This window comes from Peribacillus sp. 05N428 (assembly GCF_056397085.1).
The window spans coordinates 285,952-304,969 of sequence record NZ_JBFTMS010000003.1 but is presented as its reverse complement, the minus strand read 5'-3'; the positions used below and the strand labels follow the sequence as shown (position 1 = coordinate 304,969).

Below are 19,018 nucleotides of genomic sequence, written 5' to 3'. Positions count from 1 at the left end.
TTTCCGAAAAAGAAAAAAATCCCTTTCGGCTCTCAAATCGGATAACGGCTCTTCACCGGCCTTCGCTACTAAGAAGTTCACGAAGACTGCTCGCGGACGACTTCGGATGCTGCTGCCTGGAAACCTCGCACCAATTTGGTTTCCTCTCTGAAAAGTGCATTTCATCTTACTATTTCCGGTCTTTGCATTGATTTATATTCATATGTAAAAACATTGAATGCATATAGTATATAGTACAAAAAACATGGGGCTCCAGTCAATCATCTTTTCGCTTACTTTCTCAGGAATCATCCCATTTGATGCATTCATGTTCATTTTCTTTATTTTATCCTCCAGGAACAGTGAATGTGACGGCTGTTTCACCTTTTTCACTGCCCACCCATAGAATATAAGAAGTCCTAAAAAGGAAGGTAATATTATGAAGCGAAGATATACTCCCTATACTTTACCGCCTTGGGTGAAAAAATTCCGCGGTGTCTGCCAGCAGTTCATCGTCCCCTTTATCGTATTCCAAGGATTACGTACGCTGATTTTCCCGACTTTCTTCGATATGCTCCTGCTTATCGCGTTTATTTTCCTGGCCATGTCTTTGTATTTCGAATGGATTTAATTATTCCCTTACAGCAAAAAAATATACATGACTGGAGATGATCCAATCATGTATATTTAGCTTGGGGGTGATTGTTCTTCTTTGGCAGCCTCGGCAGCGGCCTTTTTCTTCTGTTCGATTTCTTCGATTCTCATCACCATATATTCAATATTTTTCAATAGCCAAAATTGCCGCTGCAGTTGCGTGACATTATCAAGCTCTGAACGATGGCCCCTGCCATCGGAATAACCCTTCACTAATTCCAAAGCTGATCCAGGGAATGCCAGATAACTTTGCATGAGCAGCAATTCTTCTTCTTTTAACGGAAAATAACGAAAATAGTTATATAGCCAGTCAACACAGTCATCGCATTGGACAGGATAGGTCCTGGCCGATTTAACGAGAAATGGCAGTAAATCGAAATGCGGCGGAGCCGTATTCGAATTCTCAAAATTGATGAAGTAGCCATATCCCCGCTCATCATAAACGAAATGCTTCAAAGAAACCTTTCCGTGCGTTACCACGGTTCGAACCTTTTCACTATCCTTCGTTTTTTCATACCAGGTTTCAAACTTCTTGATCGAGTACTTCAGAGCCTGTGAAATATCAGTGTAGAAAGAACAAACTGTCAGTTCGAATGGAGACATATACCACTTCTTTTCACAGCTGACAATATACTCTTCTATAAATTCCTTTTCGTTATTCCAGGCATCAAGCGTCCGCTCATAATGGGCTTCCCGTTCCTCAATATCCACTTGTATTTCCTTAACGGAAAGTGTATGCATCCGAGCAAGCTCCCTGAACAATTGCTTATGCTTTTCATCGCGCTCCCCGTCCCTTTCATCATTGAGCCAGGGCATCAGGTAATACAAACGTCCATTATGAAGAACGGCGTAACGCTGATCCATCGTTTGATAAATGGGAACGATTCGATTATAGCCGCGATGGTACAGTTTTTGAACATTTTTGATAAAATCAATGCCGTTATGCGGTAACATGGATTTCAAGGCAAATGTACCGCGATCACTGTATACTTTTTTCACACGCCCGAAGTCCTCAATATATTGTACATACATGGCATATTCCTTCAATACGGTCTCCGTGTCCCGATCCCGATTGACAGGCTGCTGATTCTCGTTTTCCCTCACGAGACTCACTCACTTTCTCTAAAAAACTAAACAATCCGATTCCTCTAACATTTAAAAAACAGGAGCAGAGCATATGCCCTGCTCTCTGTCCCGGTCAATTCTTATACGCAACCGCCTTCGGTATATAAATGACTTGCCCTTCATGGACGTTCTGATTCGACTCCAATTCATTGCTGAAAAGTATCGATTGAACCGTAACATCATATCGCTGAGCCAAGTCATCAAGCGTTTCCCCTTGCTGAACAATGCAAACCTTCATCCTTACCAGTTCTTCTTCTTGTTTCCGTCCGAATAAATCCATGATGGAAAGCTGCTTTTCATCCTGATCGGCCGTTTCTTTTTCATCACGTTCCGCTGCTTGTTTCCTGCCTTTGAAATTCTTACCCTCCTTAGCCGGAGGCGCAGGTCTTTCCCTCTTTTTGAATAGATCGCTTATGGACGAATTGGATTCCTCTTCCTGCTCCACCTTCACACTCTCATTAAGGATAGGACCCGCTGCAACGGCATCGTCTTCCTGCCGGATGACATCCTCGGTTTCTAAATTTGAAACTGGGCTACTTTGATGATTGGTTGCTTGACTTGGTTCTTCTTCTACTTCTTCTATAAATGTCACTCTAGGAATCTCCAAGGAATCCTGCCTGCTTGGTTCTTCCTCCAATTTTGCCTCTCCCATGAAAGGTACCTTTTCCGTGGAGTCAGGCGGATCACCAATCACTTCTTCCTCTACAGCTTCGACTTCTTCCTGTCTATGCACTTCCGTTTCCCATTCCTCCTCTTCAGGATATGGTGAAACGGGAATTTCAAAAACGGGAGCATTATGCTGATCGCTTAAATAAATCGGTTCCTCTTCTTCTTCTTCATTTGCTTCAGAAACCCGTTTTGACTCTGCAGTAAAAGGCGCGTATAACTCTTCTTCCTCCTCATCACGGAAAACGGGCTGAAAATCCGGGATTGGCGGCACTGCCGCTGCATAAGGAATATATGACTCATTTTCCCCATCCGTTTCTTCCTGATCCTCAGTTTCCCCAACTTCCTGCTCAGTATCAAACCGTTCTTCCACATATGAATCATTATAGATTCCGGTTATCAAAAGGTCCGCCTGCAATTTCAAGCAGTTATGCTCTGGCATGGCATAGTCAAAGCTTTGAATCGAGACATCGACCTCATCCAAAGAGGCAATCCGATTATTCGGAATCGTTATATCAACCGGAAAACGGTGTGTGAACTCATTAAGTCCATTGGGATGCCTCTCGACCTTTTGAACCGCCTTTGGCAAAAAGGTCTGCGAAAACTCCTCTTCTTCACCATTTTGCGAGTCTTTGTATTCACCGCTTAAATCTAACGAGCCTCGTATAAAAACATATTGATCACTTTCTTGAATCGACACATTTGGATCAAGGGAAATCGAGTATAGCTCAGCCACTTCCTGTCCCTTCTGGAACCAAACGGATTCCTCTAAAGAAAATCGTAAATACGATTCATTTTCTTGCGACAAGACAACTCCTCCTTTCAGCTTCATGAAACGGTACCTATACCAATATCAATCTATGAAGACAGGAAGCTGTTTATTCCTTAATTTCATTTGCAGCACTCCTTAGATATTCCCTGAACCTTTTAAAAGAAGGAGGTTCAATTTTCAGGCTAAAATAAAGCGGGAATAACATTCAGCTTGAAAAATCCGACTCGACCTACCGCCATATTAATTCCCAACGGCCTATTAATTCTGCTTTCTACCAATTATTTCGACCACCCTCCAATTAATTCGGCCGTGAACGTTAAATTCGGTTCTTACACATACGGATTGAATTCAAAAAAACTGGCTGCCTTTCTCCAAAAGTTTTTGGAAAATGGCAGCCAGTTCAAATTTATCATTATCGAATATCGCGGAAGCTCATGAAGCCTTGAATCATTTTTTTAATTTGGCAAAAGCCTGTTCTGCCGCTGCAATGGTTTTTTCGATATCTTCATCACTATGTGCAGTGGAAAGGAATAACCCTTCAAACTGTGACGGCGGCAAATAGATGCCTTGATTCGCCATTTCCCTATAGTAGGAAGCAAAGAACTCTAAATCGGATGTTTTTGCTGTATCATAGTTTACGACATCTTCATTAGTAAAGAAAAGTCCAATCATGGAGCCGGCACGGTTGAATGTATGGGGAACACCGTACTTATCCGCTGCCGCTCCAATTCCTTTTTCGAGCATATCCCCTTTTCGGGTGAACTCATCATAAGATTCTGGAGTCAATTGGCTCAGCGTTTCAAGGCCGGCCGTCATGGCAAGAGGGTTACCAGACAATGTTCCCGCTTGATAGATTGTCCCACTCGGGGCAATTTGTTCCATGAATTCGCGCTTGCCTCCGAATGCTCCGACAGGCAAGCCGCCGCCAATTACTTTCCCAAGGCAAGTCAGGTCAGGTACGATGCCAAAATAGCCTTGTGCACAATTATAGTCGACACGGAACCCTGTCATGACTTCGTCAAAGATCAATAGAGCTCCGTATTGGGTCGTCACTTCACGTAAGCCTTCGAGGAAACCAGGTTGTGGCGGAACCACGCCCATGTTCCCTGCAACAGGTTCTACGATGATACAGGCAATGTCTTCGCCAAATTGTTCAAACGCATATTTGGTTGCAGCAAGATCATTATATGCTACGGTAATCGTATTTTTTGCAATGCCTTCCGGTACACCAGGGCTATCCGGTAAACCTAATGTTGCAACGCCGGAACCCGCTTTGATCAGCAATGAATCGCCATGGCCATGGTAGGAACCTTCGAATTTCAAGATTTTATCACGGCCTGTAATGCCTCGTGCCAGCCTTAGCGCACTCATCGTCGCTTCGGTTCCTGATGATACCATCCGGATCATTTCAATCGAAGGCACCCGTTCCATGACCAACTTGGCCAGTTCATTCTCAATCAGTGTAGAGGTTCCAAAGCTTGTACCTGACTCCGCTACTTTTTTCAATGATTCCACGACACGGTCATTCGTGTGACCCAGGATGAGCGGTCCCCATGAAAGAACATAATCGATATATTCATTTCCATCGATATCATACATTTTCGAGCCTTTTCCACGCTCCATGAAAATGGGATCCATGTCCACAGATTTGAAGGCACGTACCGGGCTGTTCACGCCGCCTGGCATCAAATTTTTTGCTTCGGCAAAAGCTTTTTTCGATTTTTCATATGACCGCATGATTCAATCCCCTTTTTCCATTACAGGTTATATTTTTTTATCATTGATTATCTTCGTTTATCCAGCGTGCTACCTCTTTTGAAAAATACGTAATGATCAAGTCGGAACCTGCGCGTTTCAAGCCTGTCAGCATTTCCATCACTATCGCTTTTTCATCAATCCAGCCGTTTTGGGCAGCAGCTTTGACCATTGAATATTCACCGCTGACATTATAGGAAACGATCGGAAGATTAAAGTTATTCTTAACGTCCCTGATGATGTCCATGTAGGAAAGGGCTGGTTTCACGATTAGGAAGTCCGCACCTTCAGCAACATCGGATTCAGCTTCACGAAACGCTTCAAGGCGATTGGCGGGATCCATTTGGTAAGTTTTCCTGTCGCCAAATTGTGGCGCACCATTCGCGGCATCACGGAATGGGCCGTAAAAAGCCGAAGCATATTTCACCGCATAGGACATGATCGGAATATCTTCATAACCCGCTTCATCCAGACCTGCACGGATGGCCGCAACGAAACCGTCCATCATATTGGAAGGCGCAATGATGTCTGCGCCGGCCTCAGCCTGGCTGATTGCCGTTTTGGCAAGAAGGTCAAGAGAAGCGTCATTAAGGATTTTTTCCCCTTCAACGACCCCGCAATGGCCATGGCTTGTATACTCGCAAAGGCAGGTATCCGCTATGACAATAACTTCAGGATATTGTTTTTTAATAAAGCGGGTGGCCTCTTGCACAAGTCCGTTGTGATGAAATGCCCCTGTTCCCTGTTCGTCTTTATCATGATCAAAAGGGACACCGAATAAAATGACTGATTTAATGCCCAGACTCACGACTTCATCCATTTCGGCCCCCAAATTATCCATGGAAAGCTGATAGATACCTGGCATGGAATTGATTTCATTTTTCACATTTTCCCCGTCGATGACGAAGATCGGATAAATCAAATCCTCTTTATGCAATTGTGTTTCACGGACTAAAGCCCTCATGCCAGCACTTGCGCGCAAGCGGCGGTGGCGATTGAATGGAATGTTTTTCATTTGAAAGTTCCTCCCTTTTTATTTCTTTTCAAGATGAAGCGTATTAACTCCGCAACCATGGCATCCGTCGTATAAACATCTGGACAGACATCGACGGATAGCCCATGTTTTTCAGCCGTTTTAGCGGCAATCGGCCCGATGCAGGCGATGATGATCCGGTCTATGTATGTATCCAATTCATGGCTTTTCATGATCTGTAAAAAATGATTGACCGTCGATGAACTCGTAAAGGTCATGATGTCGATTTCATGGTTCTTTATAAGCTGCACCAGCTTTTTTTCACTGCTTCGAGGAAGCACTGTATGATAAATAATCACTTCATCACAGATTGCTCCAGCTTCATTGATCGCCTCCGCAATAACCGCCCTTGCGAGATTTCCTTTTGCAAGCAACACGCGGGCCCCCGGATCAAGCAGGGTATTGAACTCCGCCACGAACCCTTCGGCAACAAACTGAGCTGGAACGAAATCCGCCTTATAACCATGCCGTTTCAGGGCCGCTTCTGTTTTGGAGCCGATTACGGCTATTTTCGGAAGCTTCAGAGGCTGGTTTCCAAGAAGCTTAAAGAAGAAATCCACCCCATTTTGACTGGTCAGAATGATCCAGTCATATGTAAGCAACTCTTCAAACCGCTGTTGCACATCTTCCATATGATCTGGAAGAGTGAACTCAAGCAATGGCACAAGAAGCGGCGTTCCGCCATTTTTTTCGATCGACTCTTTTAAACCATCTGCCTGTCCTTTCCCTCTGGTGATTAACACCTGATAATCCTTAAGAGGTTGAACTGGGTTCATTACTGATCAAGCTCTTCTTTAACGCGATCGATCAATTCTTTACCGCCCATTTCGCTAATCTGTTTGGCAGCAGCATGCCCAACTGCCTCTGGATCAGCACCTTCAACCATTTCTTTATATATCACCTTTCCATCCGGAGCAGCGACCAAAGCCGTCAAGGAAACGGACCCATTATCTTTTGCCACCGCAAAACCGGCAATCGGCACCTGGCATCCGCCTTCCATTTTATCCAAAAAGGCACGTTCCGCTTCAACCGTTCTTTTCGTTTTTTCACATGTCAATTTCGCAAGTTCCGCCAGCAGTTCTTTGTCGTCTTCACGGCATTCAATGGAAAGAGCTCCTTGTCCCACTGCCGGAATGCAAATATCTTCATCTAAAAATTCCGTTACGATGTCCTGCTCCCAACCCATTCTTGATAGTCCGGCTGCCGCTAAAATGATAGCATCATAATCTTCCGTTTTCAGCTTATTCAGACGGGTATCGATATTTCCGCGAATCCATTTGATTTCAAGGTCCGGCCTTCTAGCCAAAATTTGCGCGCCACGCCGCAAGCTGCTAGTACCTATGATGGAACCGGGCTTCAGTTCGGAAAGGGTTTCATGGTTCTTTGATATCAAAGCATCCCGATGGTCCTCCCTCGGTGGTATGCAGCCAATCGTCAAACCTGGAGGCAGCACTGCCGGCATATCCTTCATACTATGTACGGCCATATCAATTTCTTTATCCAGCATCGCTTGTTCGATTTCTTTAACGAATAAGCCCTTTCCGCCGACCTTGGAAAGTGTTACATCAAGGATTTGGTCACCCTTTGTGACAATTTCCTTCACTTCGAACTCGTATGGGACCCCAAGTCCTTTAAGTTGATCGATCACCCAGTTCGTTTGGGTGATCGCTAATTTACTACGTCTTGAACCGACAATTATTTTTCTCATAGTTTCCTCCTATGTATTCCAAAAGTGGAATGTTGAAAGGCTTCCGAAAAGGAAAAAGTTAATTAACACAATCATGAAAGATCCAATATTCAGAAAGGCTAGCGTCCTTCCATACATTTGTTTCCGAATTTTCAAGTATAAAAACACACTGTAAGCAATAAGCAAAATAAATGAGCCGATGATCTTCATGTCCAGCCAGGATACCCCAGGGACTTTTATATAAGCCCATTGAATCCCCAGGATGAGGGAGACCACCAATAATGGAACACCTATAACTGCGAGGACATAGGACATATGCTCGAGCTTTGTTAAATCGCCAAGTCGAAGCAGGCGTTTTCCCCACTTCTTCCGTTTCAATAGATCATATTGAATTAAGTATAAAACTGAAAAAACGAAAGAAAGTGTGAATGCCCCATATGATAGGATCGCAAAAGTGATATGTATGAGCAATAGCTCTGAAACCAGGCGCTGTGCAAGCACTTGAGATTCTATCTGAACAGGTGCAAAGGTATGGATGGCCATAACCATGAAACCTAATACATTCGTAAAAAAGACCGTAAAATCGACTCTTAGCAATCGGTTAATGATCAATGATAGCGATATGAGGACCCATGCATAAAAATATAGGCCTTCAAAAATCGTCAATACCGGGAACCTTCCCGTTTTCAACACATACAGAAACAAAAAAATTGTTTGCAGCACCCAAACAATAGAAAGCAACCAGAAGGCGACCCTGTTCGCCTTCTGGTTATTATTAAGGAAATCAATAAAATATAAAAGCATACTGATGGCATACAGCAAAACAGTGGCTTCATGCAATCTTGTCATTAGTAATTCCATATCTACCTCATTACTGGACAGGAACTGGATTCAATAGGGATGACTTGGAGCTGTTCCGTTCTTTTTCATCCGCAACCAGCTGGTCTTCAATCAATTCCTCTAAATGGAAGATTTTCACGAAATTATTTAATTGCTCTTTTGCATTCGGCTCATCTGCCAGCTCTTTTGCATAAAGTATCGGATCCTTCAGCATTTGGTTGATGATGCTTTTCGTATGCTTGTTCAGGACTTTTTTGTCACGTTCGCTCAAATGCGGAAGCTTTCTTTCGATGCTTTCCATCGTTTCCTTTTGTATCGATAGGGATTTTTCCCGTAAAGAGGAAATGACGGGAACCACACCAAGTAAATTAATCCACTGGTTGAAGTCCACGATTTCTGATTCGATCATCATTTCTATTTTCTCGGCAGCTTTTTTACGTTCTTCGATATTGGCTTGCACGATCCCTTCCAGATCGTCAATGTCATACAAGAAAACATTTTCCAGCTCGGCCAATGTTGGATCGAGGTCACGCGGCACTGCGATATCGACCATGAAAATAGGACGGCCCTTACGAAGCTTATTGACGAATGACATCATTTCTTTTGTTACAAGAAGATCTTTTGCACCAGTGGAAGTAATCAGGATATCGGTATCCACTAAAGCGCATTGAAGCTCTTGCAGCTGTTTGGCCGTACCATTGAATCTCTCAGCCAGGTCGACCGCTTTCTGAAAGGTGCGGTTAATGACCGTAATGCTGTCGGCGCCATTGCTATGCAGATTTTGAATGGCCAGCTCACCCATCTTACCGGCCCCAAGAATCAAGACATTCTTGCCGTTCAGGCCTCCGAAGATTTTTTTTGCAAGCTCGACTGCCGCATAGCTGACGGAAACGGCATTGGTATTGATTTCGGTTTCCGAATGAGCTTTTTTAGCTAATGTAAGGGCTTGCTTGAAGAGATGGTTAAAAACGGTACCGATCGTATCTTCCTTCTGCCCTAACAAATAGCTTGAACGTACTTGTCCCAAAATCTGAGTTTCTCCCAGTATCATGGAATTCAAGCCGCAGGTAACTGAAAATAAATGCTCGACAGCCCCATCGCCTTCATAAATGAACAGATATTTAGAAAATTCTTCTTTATCGATGTTAAACCATTCCGAAAGAAATTCCTTGATATAATACCTGCTTGTATGAAGCTGGTCCCCGACCGCATAGATTTCCGTCCTGTTACATGTTGAAATAATAATATTTTCCAAGATGCTTTTTTTATTTTTAAGAGCTTTCATTGCCTCGGCAAGTTCGGCTTCGTTAAACGATAGTTTTTCCCGAATTTCTACAGGGGCAGTTTTGTAATTTATACCAACCGCTAGAATATGCATCCTTTTGTTTTGCACCCCCAAAATTTTTCATGTAAATTAATTATACCATGTACTAAAATGGATTCACGCAAATAATATGAACAGTTTATGAAAACGTATGCTACCATGAAAAGACAGCCAAAACGCCTCAATGCTACAAAAGGTGTCTAAGCGGGATTTGTAAAGTTACATACATATTTCGACATTGTGTACAAAAGTACCATATCAAAAATGGCAAAAAACTTCAAGTAATCGAATTGCATAGGAGGATAAAATGAAAACGCATCGTATTTTCCCAGGAATCGTTTTAATCGGTTTCGGGCTCTATTTTTTTCTTGAACATTCCCAAATTGAAATCTTTCCGGGCTTTTTCAGCTGGCCCACTTTATTATGTATTGTCGGTGCCGCCTTCCTGATTCAGGCATATAGCGGTAATGAATATGAGTCCATCCTGCCAGGCGTCATCCTACTGGGGTTCGGGGCCCACTTCCACATCGCCGAGAACCTGGAGATTTGGCCGGATGATATAGGTATCTTTATTTTAATCATCTCACTGGGATTTATTCTCCGGGCACGTAAAGCAAATTCTGGAATGTTTCACGGGATGGTCATATTCATCGTCTCGATCACATTCTTATTCTATGATAAAATCAAAACCTCTTTCGGGCTTGTTGAAACAACCACCGCGAACATCGAAAGGTTTTGGCCCTTTGCCTTGATGGCGATCGGCATTTATTTTTTGGTTCGAAAAAAGTGAAGATTTTCGATTCCATAAAGAAAAAGGGTATTCCAGATGCGGAATACCCTTTTCTTTTACATATACTTCTTAAGGACGCCCCATGCTTGTTCCTTACCTTCGCCTGTTTCACCAGAGAATAGAAGCAATTCATCTTCTTTTTCCATATTTAACGTTTGGCGCGTGATTTTCAAGTGTTTCTGCCATTTGCCTTTTGGAATTTTATCCGCTTTGGTGGCAATGACGATCCGGGGCAGGTCATAATGCTTCAGGAATTCATACATTGCGATATCATCCTTTGTCGGCGGATGACGCAAATCGACGATCAGAAGCGCAGCGCGGAGCTGGTCACGGGAAGTGAAGTACGTTTCGATCATCTTCCCCCAAGCATCACGCTCCGTCTTGGATACTTTTGCATAACCATAACCCGGTACATCCACAAAATGGAGTGCTTCATTTATGATATAAAAATTCAAGGTCTGCGTCTTACCCGGTTTAGAGGATGTGCGCGCCAAGTTTTTTCGATTGATCATTTTGTTGATGAAACTGGACTTCCCAACGTTGGAACGGCCTGCCAAGGCAAATTCCGGTATTGGTGTATTGGGATATTGTTCAGGCTTCACAGCACTGATGACAATATCTGAACTTGTTACTTTCATTCGTTCACACCTACCAATGCATGCTCAAGGACTTCATCGACGTGTGAAACTGGAACAAATGTTAATGCTTTACGGACACTTTCCGGGATATCATCAATATCCTTTTCGTTATTTTGCGGGATGATGATTTTCGTAAGTCCTGCGCGATGGGCCGCTAAAGATTTTTCTTTAAGCCCGCCGATCGGAAGAACCCGTCCGCGTAATGTAATTTCGCCTGTCATGCCTACCTCTTTTCTGATCGGCCTATTTGTAAGGGCCGATATTAACGCTGTTGCAATCGTGATGCCTGCAGAAGGGCCATCTTTTGGAACCGCACCTTCGGGGACATGAATATGAATATCATATTTTTCATGGAAGTTCTCATCAATCTGGAGTTTCTCGGTTTTTGAACGGACAAAACTGAAAGCAGCCTGGGCTGACTCTTTCATTACATCGCCAAGCTTTCCTGTCAGGATCAGCTTCCCTTTACCTGGTGATAAGGAAACCTCGATTTGCAGCGTATCGCCACCTACCGACGTGTATGCTAAACCATTAGCTACACCGACTTGGTTCTCGACCTCCGCCTGTCCATAATGGAACATGGTTTTCCCTAAAAACTCCTCGACATTCTTTTCAGCAATGACGACCCGCTTTTTATCTCCGGACACGATGATTTTTGCCGTCTTCCGACAGATGCCTGCAAGCTGTCGATCAAGACTCCGAACACCGGCCTCCCGAGTATAGTAACGGATGATTTTTGTAAGAGCTTCCTCACGGACTTGCAATTGTGTCTTCAATAAACCATGGTTTTCAAGCTGTCTAGGCAGCAAGTGATCCTTGGCTATATGAAGTTTCTCTATCTCAGTATAACCTGCAATCGAAATGATTTCCATACGATCACGAAGCGGACCAGGAATCGATCCCAAATTATTTGCCGTTGCGACGAACATGACTTTGGAAAGATCATAGGTTTCTTCAATATAATGATCACTGAAATTATGATTTTGCTCTGGATCGAGCACCTCAAGCATCGCTGCAGATGGATCTCCCCTAAAGTCATTGGACATCTTATCCACTTCGTCCAGTAAAAAGACCGGATTGATCGTACCAGCTTTTTTCATGCCTTGAATGATCCGTCCCGGCATTGCCCCTACATATGTGCGGCGATGTCCGCGGATTTCTGATTCATCACGCACCCCACCTAAAGATATACGGACGAAATTCCTATTCAGGGATGAAGCGATCGATTTAGCCAAGCTCGTTTTCCCGACTCCTGGCGGTCCCACCAAGCAAAGGATCGGTCCCTTCAATGATTTGGTCAATTGCTGTACAGCCAAATACTCAAGCACACGCTCCTTCACCTTTTCCAAACCATGGTGATCCCGGTTCAGGATTTTTTCGGCTTTATGAATATTCAAGTCATCTTTGGTCGCTTTGGTCCAAGGAAGAGAGATCAGCCATTCGATATAGTTGCGGATGACAGAACTTTCGGCTGAGCTCGAAGGAACTTTTTCATAACGGTCCAATTCCTTTAATGCCGTTTCTTTAATATGCTCAGGCATATCCGCTTCTTCTATCTTTTCGTTCAGGACTTCAATTTCCCCTGTTTTTCCTTCTTTATCGCCCAATTCCTTTTGGATCGCTTTCATTTGCTCTCGTAAATAATATTCCTTTTGAGTCCGTTCCATCGAACGTTTAACACGCTGGCCGATCTTTTTCTCGAGAAAAAGAACTTCTTTCTCGTTATTGATGATCTCGATTACACGGCTAAGACGCTCTTTCATATCAATGGTCTCAAGCACTTCTTGCTTCTCCTTCAATTTCAAAGGCAAATGGGAAGCGATTATATCCGCCAATCGCCCAGGCTCTTCAATATCCGAAGTGGACGAAAACGTTTCACCGGTTATTTTCTTGGACATTTTTATGTATTGTTCAAAATAATCCAGTAGTGTGCGCATTAATGCTTGATGTTCAGCATCCTTTTCATCACTGTCTTCATATATTTTAATCTTGGCACCATAATGTGTCTCATAATCGTAAAATTCCATGACTTCTGCGCGGTTCAACCCTTCCACCAACACCCGGATTGTACCATTCGGAAGCTTCAACATCTGTTTTACCTTTGTTAAAGTTCCCATTGTAAATAAATCTTCTTCACCTGGTTCGTCCAACGAAACATCTTGTTGTGTCGTCAAAAATATAAGATGGTCTTCCACCATTGCTTTCTCAAGGGCTTGTACCGATTTATCTCGGCCTACATCTAAATGAAGTACCATTGTTGGATATACAAGCAGTCCTCTAAGCGGCAGGAGGGGGACGATGATTTCTTTATCAGTCATTTCCTGACACCTCCATCTATTTAGTATCGTCGTTGTAAACTATTTACCCATGTTCTCAACCTTTTAACAATTCTATCCTATTTATATAGAAGTGTCTATTCGTTTACCTTAACACGTTTCGACTGCTATTATTATCTCCAATATTAGATAAAAAAGCACGCCTGAATGCGTGTTTATTTTTTACGGCAGGGCGGCCGTGAACACCAATATGGTCCTTAAAATGCCCCGGTTCTATTTTTAGCCGGGGCATATCCTTTATACACTTTCTTTTTTTGATAGGTCCAAGGTTGTGAGGATTTGTTCCGACATCAATTCTTTCTTCAGTGCCTGATCCAGCACTTCTTTCACATTCGAAACAGGAATGATTTCTATATCCTTGATTTCAGATAGAAGCGGCTGCATGTTTTCGGCTGGGATGATTACCTTTTTTGCCCCGGCAAGTTTAGCCGCCTTGATTTTCGGAATGACACCGCCAATCGGTTTAACGCCGCCATGAATGCTTATTTCCCCAGTCATCGCCATAGTATGGTCAACAGGGATTTTATATATGGCCGAGTATATGCCTGTGGCCATTGCAATTCCTGCAGAAGGGCCATCCACTGGACTTCCGCCCGGAAAGTTCACATGGATATCGAATTGATCGGCAGGCACTCCCATCGAACGTAAAACCGTAATGACATTTTCAATCGAACCTTTCGCCATGCTCTTGCGTCGAACCGATTTGCCACTCCCGCCGCCGATACTTTCTTCCTCAACGATACCGGTAATGTTTATCGAACCTTTTTCATCAGAGGCAGCCATGACCGTAACCTCAATTTCCAGCAATGCCCCGCTGTTTGGACCATAGACTGCAAGACCATTGACAAGGCCTATTTTGGAATTCGCTTCTATTTTCCTGTCCATTCTTTGGGTCAGCTGGCTGCTATGGGCCATCCAATCTATATCTTCTTCCCTGATGAAAGTCCTGTTTTCATTAATTGAGATTCCTGCAAGAGTCTGAATCATGTTGACAGCTTCCCTGCCATTTCGGGCATAATCCGAAATCGATTGCAAGCCTTTTTCACTGATGGTGATCCCCACTTTATCTGAGGCATTCTTGGCCACGGCGATTATTTCTTCCCGGTCCAGTTCACGGAAAAACACTTCTATGCATCTTGAACGTATCGCAGGCGCGATTTCATTTGGTGTTCTTGTAGTAGCTCCAATCAACCGAAAGTCAGCGGGCAGTCCATTTTTAAAAATATCATGGATGTGAGTGGGAATATTTTGATTTTCCTCTTGATAATAGGCACTTTCCAGAAAGACCTTACGATCCTCCAATACCTTTAACAGTTTATTCATCTGTATCGGATGGAGCTCCCCTATTTCATCTATGAACAGTACGCCTCCATGTGCATTGCTGACTGCACCCTGCTTTGGCTGCGGAATGCCTGCCTGTCCCATTGCCCCGGCTCCTTGGTAGATTGGATCGTGCACAGAACCGATGAGCGGATCGGCAATCCCTCGTTCATCGAACCTAGCTGTGGTGGCGTCCAATTCAACAAAAACGGCCGAATTCTTAAAAGGGGACTTGCCATTTTTCTTCGCCTCTTCCAAAACAAGTCTGGCAGCTGCCGTTTTCCCTACCCCAGGAGGACCGTAAATTATCACATGCTGGGGATTCGGCCCACATAAAGCAGCTTTTAATGATTTAATCCCATCTTCTTGACCGATGATTTCATTAAATGTGCTTGGTCTAACTTTTTCTGCCAATGGTTCTGTTAACGAAATCGATCTCATCTTCCGTAATTGGTCCATCTCCTTACGTGAATCACGGTCAATGGAAACTTTTTGTGTCCGCTGGCCTTTCAATAAGTTCAAAAAATACAATCCAATAATAATCCCAAAAAACAGCTGGATAAACAACGCCAATCCTGTCCAATTCATCGTATTCCCTCCTGCACTCTCCTAGTTTGTCATTTCTGTTAGTATCTCCTTTGGAAGGGCGAAATTATCCAAGAAATTCGTGTTGAAAAATTGGCGTTTTTATCCTGTACAACAACAATTTGAAAAAAAGGAAAAGAAAAAGACTGCCAGGATGAACTGGCAGTCTCAGACTGTAAACAACTCGAAATTAACTGGTTTTACCCTACTTTTTTGAGGTTTTAACGTTGATTTCCACTACAGGCACTAGCTTCCGCGGGCGGTCCGCCCTCGGCGCTCTGCACCCGCGGGATCTCCCTTGTACGCGTATTCCCGCAGGAGTCTCGTACCTTCCGTTACAATCAACTTTGGTCTATAAACAAAAAGACTACCAGAATTAACTGGCAGCCTTTCTTTTCCTTATAAATCAAGCAGATGTTTTCTTTTCTTGTCCTTTGATGGTTGTTCCGTCTTTAAGGACGAGCTTTGGAGATTCATTTTTCGAAATCGTGCTGCCTGTGATTACACATTTTGCAACATCATCACGTGAAGGCAGATCGAACATCACTTCAAGAATGATGCCTTCGATGATGGAGCGCAGGCCACGTGCACCAGTTTTGCGTTCAATTGCCTTTTTAGCAATTTCACTTAGTGCTTCCTGTTCGAATTCCAATTCAACATCGTCAAGCTCAAGTAATTTTTGATATTGTTTAACAAGGGCATTTTTCGGCTGTGTAAGGATTTCAATCAAAGCCGCTTCATCCAATTGCTCAAGAGTCGCAATTACCGGAAGACGTCCGATGAATTCCGGAATTAATCCGAAACGAAGCAAGTCTTCAGGAAGGACTTTGGAAAGCAATTCTTTTTCTGCAATATCATCCTTTTTCACGTCAGAGCCAAAGCCAATGACTTTTTGACCAAGACGGCGTTTGATGATCGGTTCGATGCCATCAAAGGCACCGCCGCAGATGAACAAAATATTGGTCGTATCGATTTGGATGAATTCCTGATGTGGATGTTTACGTCCACCTTGAGGCGGAACGCTTGCAACCGTTCCTTCAAGAATTTTCAATAAAGCTTGTTGCACACCTTCACCAGACACGTCACGTGTAATAGAAGGATTTTCCGATTTACGGGCAACTTTATCGATTTCATCAATATAAATGATGCCTTTTTCCGCTTTTTCCACATCATAATCAGCTGCTTGGATTAATTTGAGAAGAATGTTTTCAACATCTTCCCCAACATATCCAGCTTCCGTCAAGGAAGTGGCATCAGCAATGGCAAAAGGAACATTCAGTAAACGTGCCAATGTTTGCGCAAGAAGGGTTTTCCCGCTTCCCGTCGGTCCGATTAGGGCGATGTTACTTTTAGAAAGCTCAACATCGTCGACTTTGCTATTGGAATTGATACGTTTATAATGGTTATAAACAGCTACAGCCAAAGATTTCTTTGCCTGTTCTTGTCCAATCACATATTCGTCAAGAATTTCACGGATTTCCATAGGTTTAGGAACATCTCTGAATTCTACTTCTTCATCAGTTCCCAGCTCTTCTTCGACGATCTCCGTACAAAGTTCTATACACTCGTCACAAATATAGACACCTGGACCAGCAACCAGTTTACGGACTTGTTCTTGTGTTTTACCGCAAAAAGAACATTTTAACTGTCCTTTTTCATCATTAAATTTAAACATGTACGTTCACCCCTTTAAATACTCTTCCAACTCTATTACATAGCGGTACCTAATCGTAAATAAAAAAACTAGGTACACATCTGCTTAAACATTCCAAAATCCCTAGTATGTTTTGCATTTTATCATGTTCTTGGAAGTTTAGTAACAAAAATGCTCACGGTCCGAGTTGTTAAATAAGTACAATAATCAATCAATATGTATTTGCCCTTTACCAGCATGCCCAAAACTTCGGATTTTTAAAAGCAGGATTTGCTGTATAAATATGTATATGCGGTATTAGAACTAATCTACACCGAAATCCAAAAAAAATCAATCAGGAAATAACCGATATTTAAAATTTACACTAATTCTCAATATGTATAAAACAAGGCACGATTACTCGCGCCTTGTTTTTTTAAAGGAAATATTTAAATCTACTTATTTATAAAAATTATTTTGCGTCAACTGTTTTGCTGTTTTCTACCAAGAAGTCAATTGCTTTCTTAATTTTAAGATCGCCTTTGATTCCTTCTAAGTTTCCAAGAGCTTGTTTGATCGCGTCAACTTCCATATTGTACATAGTAGCCATTTGTGCAAGTTCAGCTTCTACATCTTCGTCAGTCGCTTCAAGTTTTTCAACTTCTGCGATTGCTTCAAGAGTCAGGCTCGTACGAACTTGTCCTTCAGCTTCTTCTTTCATTTGCGCTTTTAAAGCTTCTTCGTCTTGACCTGAGAATTGGTAGTAAAGTTCCAAATTAAGACCTTGAGATTGGATGCGTTGAGAGAACTCATTCATCATGCGGTCAACTTCGTTTGAAATCATTGCTTCAGGAACGTCGATTTCTGCACCTTCAACAGCTTTACCAATTACAGTGTTTTGAATGAAGTTTTCTTCTTCATGTTTTTTGTCATGCTCTAATTTATGCTTTGTTTTTTCTTTAAGTTCAGCCAAAGTTTCCACTTCGTCGTCGACATCTTTCGCGAACTCATCATCCAACTCAGGAAGTTGTTTTGTTTTGATTTCGTGAATTTTCACTTTGAATACTGCTGGTTTACCTGCAAGTTCAGCAGCATGGTATTCTTCAGGGAATGTAACTTCGATATCTTTTTCAGCGCCAGTTTCAAGACCGACAAGTTGCTCTTCGAATCCTGGAATGAAAGAGTTTGAACCGATTTCCAATGAATGGTTTTCTGAAGCTCCGCCTTCGAATGCTTCACCATCAACGAATCCTTCAAAGTCAAGAACAACCGTATCGCCTTCAGCAACTTGTCCTTCTTCTTTAACGACAAGTTCAGCTTGACGCTCTTGTAAAGTTTTCAATTCGTTTTCAACATCTTCGTCAGTTACTTCAGTATTGAATTTTTCAACTTCAACACCTTTGTAATCTCCCAATTTAACTTCAGGCTTAACTGTTACAGTTGCAGTGAAGATCAGGTTTTCGCCTTTTTCCATTTTCTCGATGTCGATTTCTGGACGATCTACAGGCTGAATTCCAGCTTCTTCGACAGCATTTGCGTAAGCATCTGGAAGAATGATATCAAGCGCATCTTGGTAAAGTGATTCTACGCCGAATTTTTTTTCGAACATTTGACGTGGCATTTTCCCTTTACGGAAGCCAGGTACATTTACTTGTTTCACTACTTTTTTGAAAGCTGCGTCTAAACCTTCGTTTACTTTTGCAGCGTCAACTTCAATTGTTAGTACGCCTTGATTACCTTCTTGTTTTTCCCATTTTACAGACATGTGTTTCCCTCCAAAAATCTATATACTTCAATAATAAGCATTGGATGATTATGCTTTGCAAGTGTTAACAAGTCATCCTTCAAATATACCCCCAAAATAATGGGGAAATCGTCAAA

At 42.7% G+C, this 19,018-nt stretch carries 15 protein-coding genes and 1 other annotated feature (1 of these 16 cut by a window edge); of the genes, 2 read left to right on the top strand and 13 right to left on the bottom strand.

Features of this window, described 5'->3' with window-relative positions:
- Positions 1-192, bottom strand: a binding site (T-box leader) (it extends 37 nt beyond the left edge of the window).
- A gap of 226 nt (positions 193-418) precedes the next feature.
- Positions 419-610: a hypothetical protein gene (locus AC1DIV_RS04770; protein ID WP_034308896.1), complete on the top strand. Its 192-nt coding sequence runs from the start codon at positions 419-421 to the stop codon at positions 608-610.
- Positions 611-666: 56 nt separating this feature from the next.
- Here the strand turns inward: AC1DIV_RS04770 and ysxE are convergent, their stop codons facing one another.
- From ysxE to hemA, 8 genes are all read right to left on the bottom strand, one after another.
- The gene (ysxE, locus tag AC1DIV_RS04765) at positions 667-1,746 is read right to left on the bottom strand and encodes a spore coat protein YsxE (RefSeq protein WP_477575869.1); all 1,080 of its coding nucleotides are present in this window, start codon (positions 1,744-1,746) and stop codon (positions 667-669) included.
- An 85-nt stretch (positions 1,747-1,831) separates the two neighbouring features.
- Positions 1,832-3,232, bottom strand: a complete 1,401-nt coding sequence (spoVID, locus tag AC1DIV_RS04760) for a stage VI sporulation protein D (protein WP_477575867.1) — start codon at positions 3,230-3,232, stop codon at positions 1,832-1,834.
- Between the two features lie 411 nt (positions 3,233-3,643).
- Complete coding sequence (gene hemL, locus AC1DIV_RS04755) at positions 3,644-4,933, bottom strand: glutamate-1-semialdehyde 2,1-aminomutase (RefSeq protein WP_048688905.1); 1,290 nt, start codon at positions 4,931-4,933, stop codon at positions 3,644-3,646.
- A gap of 40 nt (positions 4,934-4,973) precedes the next feature.
- The gene (hemB, locus tag AC1DIV_RS04750; protein ID WP_072273336.1) at positions 4,974-5,966 is read right to left on the bottom strand and encodes a porphobilinogen synthase; all 993 of its coding nucleotides are present in this window, start codon (positions 5,964-5,966) and stop codon (positions 4,974-4,976) included.
- Positions 5,963-6,760, bottom strand: a complete 798-nt coding sequence (locus AC1DIV_RS04745; protein ID WP_241634776.1) for a uroporphyrinogen-III synthase — start codon at positions 6,758-6,760, stop codon at positions 5,963-5,965. Before AC1DIV_RS04745 ends, hemB begins: the two co-directional genes overlap by 4 nt.
- Positions 6,760-7,692, bottom strand: a complete 933-nt coding sequence (hemC, locus tag AC1DIV_RS04740) for a hydroxymethylbilane synthase (protein ID WP_034308911.1) — start codon at positions 7,690-7,692, stop codon at positions 6,760-6,762. The genes AC1DIV_RS04745 and hemC overlap by 1 nt, the downstream gene beginning before the upstream one ends.
- A gap of 9 nt (positions 7,693-7,701) precedes the next feature.
- The gene (locus AC1DIV_RS04735; protein WP_034308913.1) at positions 7,702-8,532 is read right to left on the bottom strand and encodes a cytochrome C assembly family protein; all 831 of its coding nucleotides are present in this window, start codon (positions 8,530-8,532) and stop codon (positions 7,702-7,704) included.
- Between the two features lie 10 nt (positions 8,533-8,542).
- Positions 8,543-9,889, bottom strand: coding sequence for a glutamyl-tRNA reductase (gene hemA / locus AC1DIV_RS04730; protein WP_034308915.1), 1,347 nt, complete (start codon positions 9,887-9,889; stop codon positions 8,543-8,545).
- Positions 9,890-10,142: 253 nt separating this feature from the next.
- Here hemA and AC1DIV_RS04725 point away from each other — a divergent pair, with 253 nt between their 5' ends.
- Positions 10,143-10,625 (top strand): LiaI-LiaF-like domain-containing protein, encoded by a 483-nt coding sequence (locus tag AC1DIV_RS04725; protein ID WP_477575865.1) that lies wholly within the window; start codon positions 10,143-10,145, stop codon positions 10,623-10,625.
- A gap of 56 nt (positions 10,626-10,681) precedes the next feature.
- Here the strand turns inward: AC1DIV_RS04725 and yihA are convergent, their stop codons facing one another.
- The 5 genes from yihA to tig all read right to left on the bottom strand — a co-directional run bounded on the left by yihA (position 10,682) and on the right by tig (position 18,902).
- Positions 10,682-11,263: a ribosome biogenesis GTP-binding protein YihA/YsxC gene (yihA, locus tag AC1DIV_RS04720; protein WP_034308918.1), complete on the bottom strand. Its 582-nt coding sequence runs from the start codon at positions 11,261-11,263 to the stop codon at positions 10,682-10,684.
- Positions 11,260-13,581 (bottom strand): endopeptidase La, encoded by a 2,322-nt coding sequence (gene lon / locus AC1DIV_RS04715; RefSeq protein WP_048688890.1) that lies wholly within the window; start codon positions 13,579-13,581, stop codon positions 11,260-11,262. Before lon ends, yihA begins: the two co-directional genes overlap by 4 nt.
- A 255-nt stretch (positions 13,582-13,836) precedes the next feature.
- The gene (lonB, locus tag AC1DIV_RS04710; protein WP_048688888.1) at positions 13,837-15,507 is read right to left on the bottom strand and encodes an ATP-dependent protease LonB; all 1,671 of its coding nucleotides are present in this window, start codon (positions 15,505-15,507) and stop codon (positions 13,837-13,839) included.
- Between the two features lie 403 nt (positions 15,508-15,910).
- Positions 15,911-17,179, bottom strand: a complete 1,269-nt coding sequence (clpX, locus tag AC1DIV_RS04705) for an ATP-dependent protease ATP-binding subunit ClpX (protein ID WP_034308926.1) — start codon at positions 17,177-17,179, stop codon at positions 15,911-15,913.
- Positions 17,180-17,609: 430 nt separating this feature from the next.
- Positions 17,610-18,902: a trigger factor gene (gene tig, locus AC1DIV_RS04700; protein WP_034308928.1), complete on the bottom strand. Its 1,293-nt coding sequence runs from the start codon at positions 18,900-18,902 to the stop codon at positions 17,610-17,612.
- Positions 18,903-19,018 lie beyond the last annotated feature (116 nt).